14 protein-coding genes are annotated in these 16080 nt (G+C 75.1%); 5 read left to right on the top strand and 9 right to left on the bottom strand.

What is annotated here, in order from left to right:
• Positions 1 to 2: 2 nt before the first annotated feature.
• The 4 genes from AB0F01_RS05840 (at position 3) to AB0F01_RS05825 (ending at position 3047) form a co-directional block, all read left to right on the top strand.
• Complete coding sequence (locus AB0F01_RS05840; protein ID WP_362090360.1) at positions 3 to 593, top strand: hemerythrin domain-containing protein; 591 nt, start codon at positions 3 to 5, stop codon at positions 591 to 593.
• A 427-nt stretch (positions 594 to 1020) separates the two neighbouring features.
• Positions 1021 to 1509: a DUF2243 domain-containing protein gene (locus AB0F01_RS05835; protein WP_362090358.1), complete on the top strand. Its 489-nt coding sequence runs from the start codon at positions 1021 to 1023 to the stop codon at positions 1507 to 1509.
• On the top strand, positions 1506 to 2402 hold the full coding sequence (locus AB0F01_RS05830) for a cytochrome c oxidase assembly protein (protein WP_362090356.1): 897 nt from the start codon (positions 1506 to 1508) through the stop codon (positions 2400 to 2402). Before AB0F01_RS05835 ends, AB0F01_RS05830 begins: the two co-directional genes overlap by 4 nt.
• 135 nt (positions 2403 to 2537) lie before the next feature.
• Positions 2538 to 3047, top strand: coding sequence for a DUF4396 domain-containing protein (locus tag AB0F01_RS05825; RefSeq protein WP_362090354.1), 510 nt, complete (start codon positions 2538 to 2540; stop codon positions 3045 to 3047).
• A 54-nt stretch (positions 3048 to 3101) separates the two neighbouring features.
• On the opposite strand, the gene AB0F01_RS05820 is transcribed toward AB0F01_RS05825, so the two are convergent.
• Together AB0F01_RS05820 and AB0F01_RS05815 are read right to left on the bottom strand one after the other, a co-directional pair.
• Positions 3102 to 3755, bottom strand: coding sequence for a response regulator transcription factor (locus AB0F01_RS05820; RefSeq protein WP_362090352.1), 654 nt, complete (start codon positions 3753 to 3755; stop codon positions 3102 to 3104).
• 238 nt (positions 3756 to 3993) lie between these two features.
• Entirely contained in the window at positions 3994 to 5817 is a 1824-nt protein-coding gene (locus AB0F01_RS05815; RefSeq protein WP_362090350.1) for a histidine kinase, read from the bottom strand.
• A 316-nt stretch (positions 5818 to 6133) separates the two neighbouring features.
• Between AB0F01_RS05815 and AB0F01_RS05810 the strand changes: the two genes are divergently transcribed.
• Positions 6134 to 7960 carry a serine/threonine-protein kinase gene (locus tag AB0F01_RS05810; protein WP_362090348.1) on the top strand — a complete coding sequence of 609 codons (1827 nt, stop codon included), beginning with the start codon at positions 6134 to 6136 and terminating at the stop codon, positions 7958 to 7960.
• A gap of 29 nt (positions 7961 to 7989) precedes the next feature.
• Here AB0F01_RS05810 and AB0F01_RS05805 read toward each other — a convergent pair whose 3' ends face one another.
• The 7 genes from AB0F01_RS05805 to AB0F01_RS05775 form a co-directional block, all read right to left on the bottom strand.
• Complete coding sequence (locus AB0F01_RS05805; protein WP_362090346.1) at positions 7990 to 8445, bottom strand: SRPBCC domain-containing protein; 456 nt, start codon at positions 8443 to 8445, stop codon at positions 7990 to 7992.
• 481 nt (positions 8446 to 8926) lie between these two features.
• Positions 8927 to 9634, bottom strand: coding sequence for an AAA family ATPase (locus tag AB0F01_RS05800; protein ID WP_362090344.1), 708 nt, complete (start codon positions 9632 to 9634; stop codon positions 8927 to 8929).
• A gap of 91 nt (positions 9635 to 9725) precedes the next feature.
• Positions 9726 to 10991, bottom strand: coding sequence for an ArgE/DapE family deacylase (locus AB0F01_RS05795; RefSeq protein WP_362090342.1), 1266 nt, complete (start codon positions 10989 to 10991; stop codon positions 9726 to 9728).
• A gap of 362 nt (positions 10992 to 11353) precedes the next feature.
• Entirely contained in the window at positions 11354 to 12943 is a 1590-nt protein-coding gene (locus tag AB0F01_RS05790) for an ATP-binding protein (RefSeq protein WP_362092417.1), read from the bottom strand.
• A 400-nt stretch (positions 12944 to 13343) separates the two neighbouring features.
• Positions 13344 to 14087 carry a response regulator transcription factor gene (locus AB0F01_RS05785; protein WP_362090340.1) on the bottom strand — a complete coding sequence of 248 codons (744 nt, stop codon included), beginning with the start codon at positions 14085 to 14087 and terminating at the stop codon, positions 13344 to 13346.
• A gap of 76 nt (positions 14088 to 14163) precedes the next feature.
• The gene (locus tag AB0F01_RS05780) at positions 14164 to 14913 is read right to left on the bottom strand and encodes a CE1759 family FMN reductase (protein ID WP_362090338.1); all 750 of its coding nucleotides are present in this window, start codon (positions 14911 to 14913) and stop codon (positions 14164 to 14166) included.
• Positions 14910 to 16019, bottom strand: coding sequence for an LLM class flavin-dependent oxidoreductase (locus AB0F01_RS05775; protein WP_362090336.1), 1110 nt, complete (start codon positions 16017 to 16019; stop codon positions 14910 to 14912). The genes AB0F01_RS05780 and AB0F01_RS05775 overlap by 4 nt, the downstream gene beginning before the upstream one ends.
• Positions 16020 to 16080 lie beyond the last annotated feature (61 nt).

Below are 16080 nucleotides of genomic sequence, written 5' to 3'. Positions count from 1 at the left end.
CCATGTCCGAGCTTTCCACCCCGCACGCCGGGGACGACCGGGCCGCCGACGACGACGTGGTCGCGCTGCTGATGCGGCAGCACGGCGACATCCGCAACCTCTTCGACGAGGTCGAGGCCACGCAGGGCGAGGAACGCCGCGACGCCTTCCGCCGTCTGGTGCGGCTGCTGGCCGTGCACGAGACGGCCGAGCAGGAGGTCGTGCACCCCTTCGCCCGGCGTGGTTTCCCGGGTGGTGAAGGGGTCGTCGAGGACCGTCTCGCCGAGGAGAAGGCCGCCAAGGAGACGCTGGCGGCGCTCGACGAGATGGACACGGACGACCCGGCGTTCATGCCGAAGTTGATCGAACTGCGCATGGACGTCCAGAAGCACGCGCGGGCCGAGGAACGCTACGAGTTCACCCACATCCGGCGCAGCACCGACACCGCCGGGCTCGCGTCGATGGCCAAGACCGTCAAGGCGGCCGAGGCCATGGCGCCCACCCGGCCGCACCCCGGGGTGCAGTCGGCCGCGGCCAACATGGCGGCGGGGCCGGTGGCGGCCCTGATGGACCGCACGAAGGACGCCGTCCGCAAGGCGATGGGGAAGGACTGAGCCCACCGCCGGGCGGCACGAATCGGCGGGGGCGGACGGCCCGGCCACGTCCCGGGGCCCCGGGACGGGCAGGCTCCAGGTCCCGCATCCGAGGACCCGCGCCCCGGGCCCACGTCCCATGCCACGCCCTGGGGCCACGTCCGGAGCCGCGCCCCCAGCCCCGCGCCCGGAACCCCGGTCGGCCGCGCGTCGCTCCCGACGCCCGGTCGGCCGGGGCACCGGCACACCGGCAACGGCACCGGCACCACCGACGGCGCCACCGACGTGCCGTGCCACCAGCCGACAGCGACAACCGGCTCACGGCCCGGCTCACGGCCGCGAAGAACCGTCCGGAAGTGACGGCCCGCTCCTCCCGCGGTACGCGGTACGCGCGCCGGGAACGGGCAGCGAGCACGCACCACCGACCGCGGAAAGGGGTACGCACCGGGTGACCGTCCACGAACAGCCGGAGCGCACGGGCGGCACGGGGCGTCCCGACCGCCGCCGCTCCCTCCTGGCGTGCGCGCTGATCGGCGCGGCCGTGATGGCGGCCGTGGACGAGATCGTGTTCCACCAGATCCTGCACTGGCACCACTTCTACGACCGTTCCACCTCCGGTGTCGCGCTCGTCTCCGACGGCCTGCTGCACACCGCCTCCCTGCTGGCACTGGTGACCGGGTTCTTCCTCTACGCGGATCTGCGCCGCCGCCGGGCTCTGTCGCCCGCGCACGGCTGGGCCGGGTTCTTCCTGGGACTGGGCGGTTTCCAGCTCTTCGACGGCATCGTGGACCACAAGCTGCTGCGGGTGCACCAGATCCGGTACGGCGTCGACCTCGCCCCGTACGACTGGGCGTGGAACCTGGGCGGTCTGGTGCTGCTGCTGATCGGGGTGGGCGTCCTGGTGCGCGCCGGGCGGCGGGGGCGGCGGGCGTCGTGACGGCCGGTCCGGCTCCGGCCGTCGTGGCGGCGGCCGTGCTCACCATCGGCCTGGCCTGCGCGGCGTACCTGTGGGCCGCCGCCGTCCTGCGCAGGCGCGGTGACACCTGGCCGTGGCGCCGGGACTGCCTCTTCACGGCCGGGTGCGCGGTGGTGGTGCACGGGCTGTGGGGGCAGGTGCCGGGGGAACCGTTCACCGCGCACTCGGTGCGTCACCTGCTGATCGGCATGGCCGGTCCCGTCCTGCTCGTGGCCGCCCGCCCGCTCACCCTCACCCTGCGGGCGCTGCCGCCGGGCGGTGTCCGTCGCGGGCTGCTGCGCGTGGCGCACTCCGCTCCGGCGGGGTGGCTGCTGTTCCCCCCGGTGGCCGCGGTCATCGACATCGGAGGGCTGTGGGCGCTGTACCGCACCGGCCTGTCGGCCGCGGCACACCACCGGCCCGTCCTCGGTGCCCTGCTCGACCTGCACATGCTGGCGGCGGGGCTGTTGTTCACCTTCGCGGTGCTGTCGCTCGACCCGGTGCGCCGCCGGTGGGGTCTGCCGCTGCGAGGGGCGACACTGCTGTCGGCCGGGGCCGCCCACGCCGTCCTTGCCAAGAGCCTGTACGCCACCGGGCCCCCGGGGACCTCGTTCGGGACGTCCGACCTGCGGCTCGGGGCGCAAATCATGTACTACGGCGGGGACGCGGTCGAGGTCGCCCTCGCGGTCGTGCTCGCCGCGCAGTGGTACGCGGCCGTCGGACGGCGCCTGGCCCGCGCCCGCGCCGGGCGGGGAACCCGCCGGCCACTGACCGGTCGGCCGACTCGTACGGGCGGGAAGCGGGCACCCGGAGACGGACCGGCGGTACCACTCCGGGCTCACGGAACGGAGCCACCGGTCCGGAATACCCCCTAGGGGTACCGCGTTCCCCTTCCGCCCAGACACGCGGACACGCGGACACGCGGACACGGCAGACGCAGCAGACGCAGCCACCGATACGCCCCGGCGGGCCGATCGGTGACGGTGATCGGTGAACAGGGGATGAGCACCATGAACGATCACGCCCACCCCGCACGCGAACGGCGGAGCGGTCCCGCCCCGCACGCGCCCGGGGCCGCGCCGTCGGGGGCGACCTGGGCGACCGCCGTGCGGGCCACCCTGCACTGCCTCACCGGGTGTGCGGTCGGAGAGATCCTCGGCATGGTCATCGGCACCGCCCTGCGGTGGGGGAACGTGCCGACCATGGCCCTCGCGATCGCGCTGGCCTTCGTCTTCGGCTACTCGCTGACCCTGTTCGCGGTGGTGCGCGCGGGACTGTCCCTTAAGGCGGCGGTCAGGGTCGCACTGGCCGCCGACACGGTGTCCATCGCCGTGATGGAGCTGGTCGACAACGGCATCATCGCGCTCACCCCGGGCGCCATGGACGCGGGCCTGACGGACTGGCTGTTCTGGTCGGCGCTGCTCGGCGGCTTCGTCGTCGCCTTCCTGGTCACCGCCCCCGTCAACAAGTGGATGATCGGCCGCGGCAAGGGCCACGCCGTGGTGCACACCCACCACTGACCCTACGGACATCTGGCCCGCACCCACCCCGACCGCCGGCCCGCCGTGCACCGCTCAGGCGTCGAGGCCGGCGTCCCGGGCCAGGAGGGCGGCCTGGACGCGGTTCTCGCACCCCAGCTTGGCGAGGATGCGGCTCACGTACGTCTTGACCGTCGCCTCGCTCATGTGGATGCGCTGACCGGCGTCGGCGTTGGACAGGCCCTCCCCCAGCAGGGCCAGCACCTCCCGTTCCCGGTCCGTCAGCACCTCCAGGCGCCGGCGCGCCTGCTCGGCGCGCTGCACCGCGCCGCCCGACGCCAGCGAGTCCACGACGTGCCGGGTGGCCCCCGGGGACAGGTACGCCTCGCCGGACGCCGCCGCCCGCACCGCGCCCAGCAGTTCGGCGGGGGCCGAGTCCTTCAGCAGGAACCCGGAGCTGCCCTCGGTCAGGGCCCGCAGGACGTTCTGCCGCTCGCCGAACGTCGTCAGGATGAGCACGCGGGCGCGGGGAACGGTCCGGTGCAGCTCGGCCAGGGCGGTCAGGCCGTCCATGACCGGCATCTGGAGGTCGAGCAGGACGACGTCGACACGGCAGGTGCGGGCGAGGTCGACCGCCTCACGGCCGTTCGCCGCCTCGGCGACCACCTCGATGTCGTCGGCGGAGGAGAGGATCATCCTGATGCCCGCCCGGATGAGCGGTTCGTCATCGGTGACGAGAACCCTGATCACGACTCCCCCGCGCGGTCCTGTGCGGCCCTGTCCTTGCCTGCGAACACCGGGACATCATCCCTGATCCCGGGGTGCACCGTCCCGGCCGGTGCCGCCCCGTGGCCGCCCCTGCCGTCCCCGCCGGCGCCGGGCGCCACGCGTGCGGTGGACGTCCCCGTCCGTCCCGGAGACGGCGACACCGAACGCCGGCACAGGACGCCGGCACAGGGCAGCGACACAGGACGGCACCGCCCACGCGCTACACCGTGACCTCGAAGGACTTCTTCTCCACCAGAACGCCGTCCTTGAAGCAGAACCGGAAGACCGGTTCCTTGTCCCAGTCGTCCGCCACCTCGGTGGAGCGGTAGGTGATGCACTGAGCCCCCTCCGGCTCGGGCGGGGCGCCCTTGTCCAGGCCGTCCATCAGGAAGGAGTCACCGCTGGGCAGCCGGTCACGGACCTCGGCCTCGGGCCGGCCGACCTCGACGGCGTCGTACTGCTTCGGCTCGATCATGGACTTCTCCGCCTCCCGGAACAGCAGCACCCCTCCCACGATCACACCGGCCAGCAGCAGCACACCCACCAGGACGGCCACCCCGCAGCCGATGGCGAAGCCCTTGCGTCTCTTGTCCCTGTTCATGGCTCTGGCCAACTCCTTCGGGAGAGCGATCCGTTCGAGAACGCGATCACTCTGACCGAGGGCGCCCGCCGGGCTCTGCCCCCGAAGGTCGTTCACCGGCGCGACGAACGGTGTGACCGGAGCGGGCGGCGGGGCCTGCTGGGCGGAGCCGTCGCCCGGCGGGGCGTACGGCAGGACGCCCGCGAGCCGGAAGCCGCCGTCCGCCGTGGGACCCGCGTGGACCATGCCGCCGACCAGCCGGGCACGCTCCGCCAGCCCGGTCAGGCCCTGCCCGCCGCTCGCCACGCCGTGCGGCGCCGGGTCCTTGGCGGGGCCGTTGGCGACCTCGACGACCAGGGAGTCCGGCTCGTACCGCAGGCCGACGGAGATCCGGGCGCCGGGCGCGTGCTTGTGGGCGTTGGTCAGCCCTTCCTGGGCCAGCCGGTACGCCGCGTGGCCCGCCGCGGGGCCGAGGGCGCGCGGATCGCCCGTGCACCGCAGCTCCACGACCGCGCCCGCCTTGCGGGAGGACTCCACCAGGCCCTCGATGCCCGCCACCCCGCGGGAGCGCTGACCGGGGCCCGCGTCCGACGGGTCCGGGTTCGCGGGGCCGCCCGCCGGGCCGGAGGGTGCCTCGACGCCGTCGCGCAGCACGCCGACCACGTCGCGCAGTTCGTGCATCGCCGCTGCCGACGCCTCGCGCAGCACCCCCACCGCCTCCCGCTGCCGGTCGGTCAGGTCCCGGTCCACCTCCAGCGCCCCGGTGTGCACCGCGATCAGGGCGAGCTGGTGCCCCAGGCTGTCGTGCATGTCCTGGGCGATGCGCTGCCGCTCCCTTATCCGGGCGTGCTCGGCGATGATCTCCCGCTCACGCAGGAGCTGGGCGTGGTACTCGCCGAGGATGTCCGCCAGGGTCCGGCGCTGCGACAGGTAGCGTCCGGCCAGCCCCGGCAGCAGGATGAAGAACAGCTGCATCATCGCGCCGAGGGCCATGACCGGCAGGGACAGGCCGGGCAACTCCCACGCACTGGACGCCAGGGCCAGCACGTAGGCGAGGGCGAAGACGCCGAAGGTCCGGCGGGCGCCGTCGATGCGCCGCCCGGCCGACCAGGCGGCGACGAGCACCAGCAGGGACAGCGCGGGGAGCGCGGCAAGGGCGGCGGTGAGCACCAGGACGGTCGCGGGCAGCACCCGGCGCAGCGGTGTGAGCAGCACGATCAGCGACGCCGTCGCGACGGTGCGCGGCACGCCTGCGCCGTCGAACAGGTCGATGCCGAGCGACATGCCGAGCAGCACCAGGAGGAGCAGGGACTCCCCGACCACGCGCCGGGTGGGCCACATGCCGGGTGCGAACAGCGCCTTCAGCGGCTCGGCCGGGCGCGGGAACCGGCGCCCCACCGCGTCCGGCACCGGGGCGGCGGATCCGGCGGGCGTCATCGATTCCATGGATTCCGCGTGCGTCACGGCAGCACGGTAGGGCCTGTCGGCCGTCCGGCGCTGTGACCTTTGGTCGCGGCCCCCGACGACGAAAGTCGCCCCGGACCCCGCCCCACCCGCTCCGGGCACCCGGCCGCCCCGGAAACCGGCGGTCCGAAAACCCGGAGAGAGCCCGGGCAAAGCCCGGAGAGAACCCGGAGAAGCGCCCGCCCGGAAAGCGCCGTACATGGGTTCTCCTACTCAGGCGCCCGGTCCGGCCGGGGGCTAGGCTGCGGCCACCCGCGGAGGGCTCGGCACACGGAGAGGGGGACGGCGGATGCTGCCGGTCGGTGACGGAGGCGCCTTGGAACCACTCGGGCCGGACGATCCCCGGGAGATCAGCGGCTACCCGCTCGAAGCCCGTATCGGCGAGGGCGGCATGGGCACCGTCTACCTGTCGCGCACGCGGGGGAACCGCCCGCTCGCGCTGAAGGTGATCCGCCGGGAGTACGCCCGGGACCCGCAGTACCGCCGTCGTTTCGCCCGGGAGGCGCAGGCCGCCCGGAAGGTGGCCGGGTACCACCTGGTCCCGGTGTTGGACTTCGACACCGACGCCGAGCAGCCCTGGATCGCCTCCGCCTACCAGCCGGGGCTGCCCCTGGACTCCCTGCTCGATCGGTACGGCCCGCTGCCCGTCCCGGCCGCCCTCCAGGTCACCGGGTGTCTCGCGCGGGCGCTGCACGCCGTGCACGCCGCCGGGTACGTGCACCGGGACGTCAAGCCCAGCAATGCCCTGATCGGCAGCGACGGGCCCTGGCTGATCGACTTCGGGATCGCCCGCTCCGACGACACCACCAACCTGACGGTGACCGGCGGCATCGTGGGGACGCCCCGCTTCATGTCGCCCGAGCACGCTCGGGGCCGGGAGCCCGGCCCGGCCAGTGATGTCTTCTCGCTCGGTCTGTTGGCCGCCGTCACCGGCACCGGCCGCCACCCCTACGGGGACGGCACCGGCCTCGGGGTCGCCGCGCTGATCGCCGCCACCGACACCGGTCCGCCGGACCTCGACGGCTACCCCGAGCCGCTGCGGCAGGTCCTGCGGGCCGCCCTGGCGGCCGACCCCGGAAGGCGCCCGGGGGCGGACGAACTGGCTGCGCTCTGCGAGGAGTTGGCCGACCGGCCGCTGACCGGCTTCGACGACTGGCTGCCCCCGACCGTGGCCGCGGCGGTGGCCTCGGCGGAGGAGGCGGCGACCCTCCTCGTCCGACGCCCGCAGCCCCCGTCCGCGGCACCGGCGACACCGCCCCTCCCTCCGCCGTCCGCCGCCCCGTCAGCGGCAGCGGTGGCCGCGGCGGCCGGGGGACCGGCACACCCGCCCGTACCCGGGCCGGGCGCCGTGCCGGCCGGCGGCTTCGGGCCGCCCCCGTCGATGGGCACGACGCTCCGGGCCGACCCCTCGGCCGGTTCCCGCCGGCGCGCCAAGGTGCTGACCGTGGCGGTCGCGGCCCTCGCCGTGGCGGCGGTGACCGTCGCCGGGACGCTGGCCTGGCAGGCGGACGACGGGCGCTCACGGGACGACCGGGCGGGTAGCGGCGCCCAGGCGGACCGGCCCGCGGGCACCGGCCCCGCGGCCTCCCCCGGGCAGACCGGCGACGGCCGGACCGGCGACGGGAAGGACGACGGCGACGGTGGCCGTGCCAACGAAGGCGGCGGTGGCGGTGATGGCGGTGGCGAACGTCCGGTGCCGTCCGCGCCCGCCGGCTACACCCTGCTGTTCGCGCACAAACCGTTCACCTTCGCGCCGCCGCCGGCCGACGACCGGGCCAACCACCTGGACTTCGACGTCCCCCGGTCCACCACCATGGAACGCGGGGCGCTCCCGGGACCGGCCGAACTCGTCTACAACTCCGACGGCTGGCTCGGCAGCATGCTCGTGGTCGTCGGGAAGCGGACGACCGTGTGCACGGAGGAGCAGCAGACGGCCGTGCTGTCCCACCCGCTGCCCGCGGCGGAACTGCGCCTGGGTCGGCAGGTGAAGGTCGGCACCGTCCTGTGCTCCATCACCAGCAACGACAACGTGGCCGAGGCGGAGATCACCGAGATCGTCCCGGGCGAAGGCCCCGACGGCCTGCCCACGTACAAGGGGTACGTCACCGCGTGGAAGCGCCCCGACCCGGGGCCGGGCAGCTGACCTGCCCTTCCGGCCGGCAGGTCGCCGGTTCAGGACCGGGTCGGGCCCTGCTCCAGGTAGGCGGTCAGGCTGTCGAGGAGCAGGGTGCTGCCCTGTTCCGCCATGTCCCGCTCCTCGGCCGTGTCGCAGTTCTGACGCAGGACGATGGTGGTGCGGTGGTCGTCCCGGGCGTCGAGTTGCATGGCCATGGAACTGGGTTCGGCGCCGCCGGGCCGGTCCATGGCGAGGACCAGCAGGCGGTGCGGGTCGACCTCCTGGTAGGAGCCGGTCAGCGGGACGCGGTCACCGTTGGGGGTGGCCACGGTGGCCTTCCAGGCCCCGCCCGGCCGGACGTCCATCTCGACGCTCCCCGGCACGGCGTAGGCCCACCGCGCGTACGTGTCGGGGGTGGTCCAGGCCCGCCAGACGGTCTCCGCGGGGGCGTCCAGCGTGCGGGTCAGGGCGTAGGAGAAGGGGCCGGTGCGGGGAGTCTGCTCGGTGCTCATGGGTGTCTCCTCGGGGTGTCGACCGCTCGTCCACGACGGTGGTGTGCGTGGTTCCTGTCGCAGGGTGGACCCCCGCCGGGGCCGGAACTCATCGCCCGCCCGGACATCGCGGGGCCGAGCGGGACAGCGCGAGGATGCGGGTCCGGAGTCGCGCGAAGCCGGTCCGGGCCGGCGCCGGCCGCGCGGTACGGCCGGCCGGGCCGCCGGTCCGGTCAGGTGAGGGTCAGGCCAGGCCGCGCCCTGCCCCCCGCCGCGTCGACCGTGCGGTCGCGGCGGCCAGCCGTGCCGGGCGGGCCGGTCGCGCGCCGGGCGTGCGGGGGCGTACCGGTCCCTGCCCGCCGCGCCGGCCGTGCGTCCCGAACCGGCCAGTCGTGCCGGGCGTGCCGGGCGTGCCGGATGGGCCGGTCGCGCCGACCGCGCCGGATGGGCCGGTCGCGCCGACCGCGCCGGACGGGCCGGCCGGTGTCCGTCCCGGCCGGTGTCAGTCCAGTACGTGCCGCAGGTAGGCGCGCGGATCGGCGAGGTAGCGCCGCCAGTGGTCGACGAGGGCGAGGTCCTCCCAGGCGGTGCGGCGCATGCCGTGGTCGCCGACCTCGACGATGTCGGCGCCCGGCAGCGCGGTCAGCAGGGGCGAGTGGGTCGCGCAGACGATCTGCGCACCCTGACGCGCCAACTGGTCGAAGTGGCCCAGCAGTTCGAGACACGAGGAGAAGGAGAGCGCGGCCTCCGGCTCGTCCAGGACGTAGAGGCCCGGGCGCAGGAACTTGTCGCGGAACGCGGCGAGGAAGCCCTCGCCGTGGCTGCGGGCCTCGGGGTCGAGCCCCTCGCGGCCGAGGGCGTCCAGGGCGGTCTCGGCCCGCAGGAAGAAGCCCTGGCGGGCGGACCAGGAGGCGAGCATGCGGCGGCCCCGGGGCGCCGCGTCGAAGCGGATGCGCTGACCGAGCGCGGATTTCGTGCGGTGGCTCGCATAGCGCCACTCGTGGGAGCCGCCCCACGGGTCCAGGCCGAAGCCCTCCGCCAGGGCCTCGACGAGCGTGGACTTCCCGGAGCCGTTCTCCCCGACCACGAACGTCACCGGCGCGGTGAACCGCAGCCCGCCGTGCAGCAGTTCCCGCACGCAAGGTACCGACCAGGGCCACTCCGCGCCGTCCCGGTCACCACCGTGCGCGTACGCACGTTCGATGATCACCCGTCGAGTCTCCCACAGCGGCCCGCACCGGGCCCGGAGCGGCACGACCGCCCTCCACCCTCCGCCCCGCGTCCCGGGGGCTGCCGGCCCGCTACTTCGTCCCCACCGTCCGCAGCACCGTGAGCGCCAGGGTGCGCGCCACCCGTACCACCTCCCGCAGGGACACGTGTTCGCGCTCGCTGTGCGCGACCGTGATGTCCCCCGGCCCGTACTGGAGCGTCGGGATGCCCGCACCGGCGTAGAGCCGCAGGTCACTGCCGTAGGTGGCGCCGCGCCCGCGCGGGCGGGGGCCGTCCGTCGCGTCGGCGTGCGCGCCCGCGACGGTGTCCGCCAGCGCGTGCCCCTCGGGCAGCCGGCCGCCGGCGAACTGCCCGCCCGGCCAGGTGACCGTCGCCGGGTGCTCGCGCAGCCAGGGATTCGCGGCACATGCCTCGGCCACGCAACGTTCCAGGTCGGCGCGGGCGTCCGCCGGGTCCTCGTCGATCCGCACCCCGAGCCGCCCTTCGGCGACCAGCAGATCCGGCACGCTGCTCGCCCAGTCCCCGGCCCGGACGGTCCCCACGGACACCGCGTACGGGATCGGGTACTCGGCCAGCAGCGGGGAGGGGTCCCGGTTCCGCTCCGTCTCCAGGGCGGCCAGCGCCCGGTGCAGCGGCAGATAGGCGTCGACGGCGCTGACGCCCTGCTCGCGGGAGCTGCCGTGCGCGGCCCTGCCGGGGACAGCCAGCCGGAAGGTGAGGGCGCCCGCGTTGGCGGTGATCAGGGTGCCCGCGGTGGGTTCGGCGATGACGCAGGCGTCACCGCGGTGCCCGCGGCGCAGGGTGCCGAACGCACCGAGACCGCCGTCCTCCTCCCCGACGACGAAGTGGGCCGCGACCCGGCCGCGCAGCCGGGTGCCGGTCGTCCGTATCGCGGCCAGGGCGGCGAGGTGGGCGGCCAGCCCCGCCTTCATGTCGCAGGCCCCGCGCCCGTGCACGAGGTCCCCCGTCACCCGGGGCACGAACGGGTCGCCCTCCCAGGCGGCCGGGTCGCCCGGCGGGACGACGTCGACGTGGCCCTGGAGGATCAGGGTGGGCCCGTCACCGCCGTCGGGGGTGGTGCCGACCAGGCCCCAGGCCTCGTCGCGGGGCGCCTCGGTGCCCGGGAAGTCCGGGTCGGCGCGGAGCGCGGGCAGGTCCATGGACCACAGGTCCACCTCCATCCCCAGCCACTCCAGCCGCCCGGCCAGCTGGTGCTGGAGCTGCGACTCGGCGGCGCTGCCCGTCACGCTGGGCACCGAGATCAGCTCCAGCAGGGTCCGCCCCAGGGCCGCTTCGTCGATCGCCGCCAGCACGGCGGCCTCCTCGTCGGTCAGCATGTGCCGTCCCTCCCCTCCGGGGGCGGCGCACACGGCCCCCGGACGCATACATGCTCGCGTGTGACCGCGCGTACGCGGTGGCGTACTTCACAGCCCGCCGCACCGGAGGCGCGGGCCCGGTGAAGGAGCGTTCCGGGCCACCGGCGCGCGGAGGGAGGGACACCGGGCGCCGGGACGCGTCCGGGCGGAGAGCCCGCCCCCCGGGGGCCGGGCGGGGAGCCCGTCCCCGGGGGCACGCCGGGGGACGGCCGTCACGGGACCACCGTGCGGGTGGCGCCCGGCGGGGCTCCCCTCCGGGCCACCCGCGAGGGCCCTTCCCGGGGCCGGCCGGCCGGCCCACCCGCCCACGGGGACCGCCCCGCTCACTCCTCGCCGTGCGGTCGCACGCCGCCCACGGTGAACCCGGTCACCGTCCCGCCGCCCTGCCGCCGGGCCGCGTAGGGGGCGCCGCCGTGGGACAGGGCCACCTCTCGGACGATGGACAGGCCGAGGCCCGAGCCGGGCAGGGACCGGGCGTCGGCGGCGCGGTAGAAGCGGTCGAAGACGTGGAGCAGGTCACCGTCGGCGATGCCCGGCCCCCGGTCCCGCACCTCGACCCGCACGAGGCCCCGCCCGCCCGCGCTGAACGGGCCGTCCGGGACGTCCGGGGCGTCCGCGCCGCCTCGGCCGCCCTGGCCGTCCGCTCTCAACGGGCCGCCCGCGCCGAACGGGCCATCGGGGCAGAACATGCCATCCGGGCCGAACGCGCTGCCCGGGCCGAACAGGCCATCCGGTTGGTCCGGCCCCTCCGCACCGTGCGCCCCGTCCGGGCCGGTGACGTCGATCTCCACGGGGGCACGGCCGTCCCGGTCGAACTTGACGGCGTTCTCCACCAGGTTGGACAGCGCCCGGGTGAGCATCCCGGGCCGCCCGTCGGTGACGGTGTGACCGCTCGCGCGGACCACGATCCGTCGGCCGGTGCGCCGCCGGGCCAGGGCCGCCACCTCCTCCGCCACCTCGGCGAGGTCGACCCGCCGGGGCGGCTCGGCATCGGACTGTCCGGCCGCCAGCTCGACGAGTTCGTTCACCAGGTCGGTCAGTTCGAGGGCCTCCTGGCCGAGGTCGGCGACGAGTTCCTCCCGGGTGCCGGGCGGGAGCTCGTCGATGCGGCGCAGCAGGCTGATGTTGGTGCGCAGGGAGGTCAACGGGGTGCGCAGTTCGTGGCCGGCGTCCTGGACGAGCCGCCGCTGGTCCTCCTCGGACTGGGCGAGCCGCCCGAGCATCCGGTCGAAGGCCCGGCCGAGGCGGCCGACCTCGTCGTGGCCGGCGACGGGCACCTGGATGCCGAGCCGACGGGTGCGGGTCACGTCCTCGGCGGCGCGGGTGAGGACGACGAGGCGCCGGGTGATGCGCCGGGCCAGCCACCAGCCGAACAGTCCGGCGCCGAGCACCACCGCGGCCATCAGCACCAGGGTGCGGCGCTGGAGGGTGCGCAGCAGGTCCTCGGTGTCGCTGGACTCCTGGGCGACCTGCACGGCGCCCCGGCCGCCGCCCAGGGAGACGGTGGCGACCCGGTAGAGGTCGTCACCGACCCGCACGTCGGCGTGCTCGACGGCGTCCCCGGCTACGTCGGACGCGGCGACCCGGCGGTCGGCGGCCCCGACCGGCAGGCCGGGGTCGCCCGGGTCGAAGACGTCACCGTCCGGTCCGAGGACCTGGACGTCGGTGCGGGCCGGGCGGACGAGGTCGTGGCCGGGAGCGGTGGAGGAGAAGTCCACCGGGGTCATGTGGTTGGCGCGCACCTCGTTGCGCAGGTCCTGCACCACCTCGTGGAACACGGACTGCTGGTCCACACGGACCAGGCGGGCGGCGGCGGTGTAGGAGAGGAAGCCGATCAGCAGGGTGACGGAGGCGGTCACGGCGGCGAACGAGACGGCGAAGGTGGTCCCCAGCGACAGCAGACGCGGTCGCAGCGCGCGCCGCCGGGAGCGGGGGCGGGGGCGGGGCCGGAGGTGCGACCGGGTGACCTCCGGCCGGGTCGCGGCACCGGACGGCGGACGGCCCACCACCCCGGCTACGGATGCTCCGGGGGCACCGGGGGTGCCTGGGGCACTGGCGGCGTCTGAAGCGCCTGGGGCACCCGGGGCACCTGGGGCGTTGGCGACGCCTGAAGCACCCGGGGCACCGAGGCCGCCGGCCACCGACCCGGCCACGGCACCGGCTGCCGGACCAGTCGCGCTACCGCTCTCGACACGGCTCCCCGCGCCGGTCTCGGCCCGGGCCACGGCACGACTCTCGGCACCGGCCATCGGAGTCGCCGCCGCCCCCGTCCCCGCGTCCGCCCGGCTGTCGTCCTGGGCCGTCACCGGGGCCTCAGTCCTCCCGCAGCACGTACCCCACACCGCGCACGGTGTGGATCAGCCGCGGGCCGTCCGGCTCGTCCAGTTTGCGGCGCAGGTAGCCGACGTAGACGGCGAGGTTCTTGGAGCCGGGGCCGAAGTCGTAGCCCCAGATGCGGTCGTAGATCGTGGAGTGGTCAAGCACGGTGCCCGCGTTGCGGACCAGCAGTTCCAGCAGTTCGAACTCGGTGCGGGTGAGTTCCAGTTCCCGTGGGCCGCGCCAGGCACGGCGGGCCCGCGGGTCCACGCGCACCCCGGCCGCCTCGACGAAGCGCCCCGCCGCCGGTTCCGGGGAGGGTTCGCGTACGGGCTCCGGCGCCGCCCCCGCCGGCCCCTCTCCCGGGGCGGGTGCGGCGGCCCGGCGCAGCAGGGCCCGGAGGCGGGCGAAGACCTCGTCGACGTCGAAGGGCTTGACGACGTAGTCGTCGGCGCCCGCGTCCAGTCCGGCGATGCGGTCGGCGGTCTCCACCAGGGCGGTCAGCATGAGAACCGGGGTGCGGTCGCCCTCGGCGCGCAGCGCCCGGCAGACCTGGAGGCCGTCCATGCCGGGCATCATCACGTCGAGCACGAGCACGTCGGGCCGGCCGCGGTGGGCCTGGGCGAGGGCCTCGACGCCGTCGGCGACCGCGGTGACCCGGTAGCCCTCCAGGGTCAGCGCCCGTTCCAGGGCGTGGCGGATCGCGCGGTCGTCTTCGGCGAGCAGGACGGTGTGCGGCACGAGGTCCAGTGTGCAACGGCGGGCGCCGGACCCGGCCCCGGTGGAGGGATCCGGGGCCGGGTGGTCACGGGGTTCCTCACCCGGTGGGACGCAGCGCGGCGAGCCGCTCCTCGAAGGGCACGACCTCGTCGAAGGTGTCCCGTGCGGGCATCGCCCGGCCGCCGGGGACCCCGGTCAGTCCGTCGGAGGCGGGACCCGGGACGGTGCCGGGCGCGGGGCCCGAACCGTTGGGCGGAGCGGCGTCCGGGGTGGCGTCGGGCGCCGTGTCCGGCGCTCCCGGTACGGCGGCCGACGCGGGGGCGGCCAGCGCCACCAGTTCCCGGGCCGCGCGCCCGATGCGCTCGTCCAGTCCCCCGGCGCCCCAGTCCTCCGAGGCCGCGAAGACCCCGGTGGGGGCGACGACGGCCTTCAGGTAGGAGAACAGCGGGCGCAGGGCGTGGTCGAGCACCAGCGAGTGGCGGGCGGTGCCGCCGGTCGCCGCGACGAGCACCGGCTTGCCGGCGAGCGCGTCGGGTTCGGAGACGCTCAGCCCGTCGAAGAACGACTTGAACAGGCCGCTGTACGAGGCCGAGAACACCGGGGTCACGACGATCAGCCCGTCGGCCCGCGTCACCGCCTCGTACGCCTCGGTCAGCGACCGGCCGGCGAAACCGTTGGTGAAGGTGTGCGCGATCTCCACGGCGAGGTCGCGCAGTTCGATCACCCGGACCTCCGCCGCGTCCGGCCCGTCCGGGGCCGCGGCCCGCGCGGCGGCGGCCAGGCGGTCGCCGAGGAGCCGCGTGGACGACGGCACGCTCAGTCCCGCCGAGACGACGACGAGCTTCATGCGGGGGTCACCTCCGTGTTCTTGCGGTCCTCGCGGGCCCTGCGGGCGAGGAGCGACGCGTGGGTCGGCGCCTCGGGGGTGTCGGCGGGGCGGTTGGCGGCGAACTCCTTGCGGAGCACCGGCACGACCTCCTCGCCCAGCAGGTCGAGCTGCTCCAGCACCGTCTTGAGCGGGAGTCCGGCGTGGTCCATCAGGAAGAGCTGACGCTGGTAGTGACCGGCGTAGTCGCGGAACGACAGCGTCTTCTCGATCACCTGCTGCGGCGAGCCCACGGTCAGCGGCGTCTGCGCGGTGAACTCCTCCAGCGACGGACCGTGGCCGTAGACGGGTGCGACGTCGAAGTAGGGGCGGAACTCGCGCACCGCGTCCTGCGAGTTCTTCCGCATGAACACCTGGCCGCCGAGGCCGACGATCGCCTGCTCGGGGGTGCCGTGCCCGTAGTGCGCGTACCGGGTCCGGTACAGCTCGACCATCCGCTTGGTGTGGTCGGCCGGCCAGAAGATGTTGTTGTGGAAGAAGCCGTCGCCGTAGTACGCGGCCTGCTCGGCGATCTCCGGCGAGCGGATCGAGCCGTGCCAGACGAACGGCGGGACGTCGTCCAGCGGACGGGGCGTGGAGGTGAAGCCCTGCAACGGCGTGCGGAACTTGCCCTCCCAGTTGACGACGTCCTCGCGCCACAGCCGGTGCAGCAGGGCGTAGTTCTCGATGGCGAGGTTGATGCCCTGACGGATGTCCTGGCCGAACCACGGGTAGACCGGGCCGGTGTTGCCGCGACCCATCATCAGGTCCATCCGGCCGTCGGCCAGGTGCTGGAGCATCGCGAAGTCCTCGGCGATCTTCACCGGGTCGTTCGTGGTGATCAGCGTGGTCGACGTGGAGAGGACGAGCCGCTCGGTGCGGGCGGCTATGTAGCCCAGCATGGTCGTGGGGGACGACGGCACGAACGGCGGGTTGTGGTGCTCGCCCGTCGCGAAGACGTCCAGGCCCACCTCCTCCGCCTTCAGCGCGATGGCGACCATCGCCTTGATCCGCTCGCGCTCGGTCGGCGTGCGTCCCGTCGTGGGGTCGGGGGTCACGTCCCCGACGCTGAAGATCCCGAACTGCATCCGGCTCACCCTCCAAGTTGTTTACGGTTCAACTATATCTCCGGAACGGTGCGCCCGCACG

The sequence above is a fragment of the Streptomyces sp. NPDC029526 genome (assembly GCF_040637405.1).
Classification (GTDB): domain Bacteria; phylum Actinomycetota; class Actinomycetes; order Streptomycetales; family Streptomycetaceae; genus Streptomyces.
The sequence above is the reverse complement of the archived record's forward strand: the minus strand, read 5'-3'. Positions and strand labels throughout refer to the sequence as shown.

Coding starts and splice junctions, on each gene's coding strand:
- AB0F01_RS05775 (WP_362090336.1), bottom strand. CDS start 16,019: ATGCAGTTCGGGATCTTCAGCGTCGGGGACGTGACCCCCGACCCCACG.
- AB0F01_RS05780 (WP_362090338.1), bottom strand. CDS start 14,913: ATGAAGCTCGTCGTCGTCTCGGCGGGACTGAGCGTGCCGTCGTCCACG.
- AB0F01_RS05805 (WP_362090346.1), bottom strand. CDS start 8,445: ATGAGCACCGAGCAGACTCCCCGCACCGGCCCCTTCTCCTACGCCCTG.
- AB0F01_RS05840 (WP_362090360.1), top strand. CDS start 3: ATGTCCGAGCTTTCCACCCCGCACGCCGGGGACGACCGGGCCGCCGAC.
- AB0F01_RS05795 (WP_362090342.1), bottom strand. CDS start 10,991: ATGCTGACCGACGAGGAGGCCGCCGTGCTGGCGGCGATCGACGAAGCG.
- AB0F01_RS05825 (WP_362090354.1), top strand. CDS start 2,538: ATGAACGATCACGCCCACCCCGCACGCGAACGGCGGAGCGGTCCCGCC.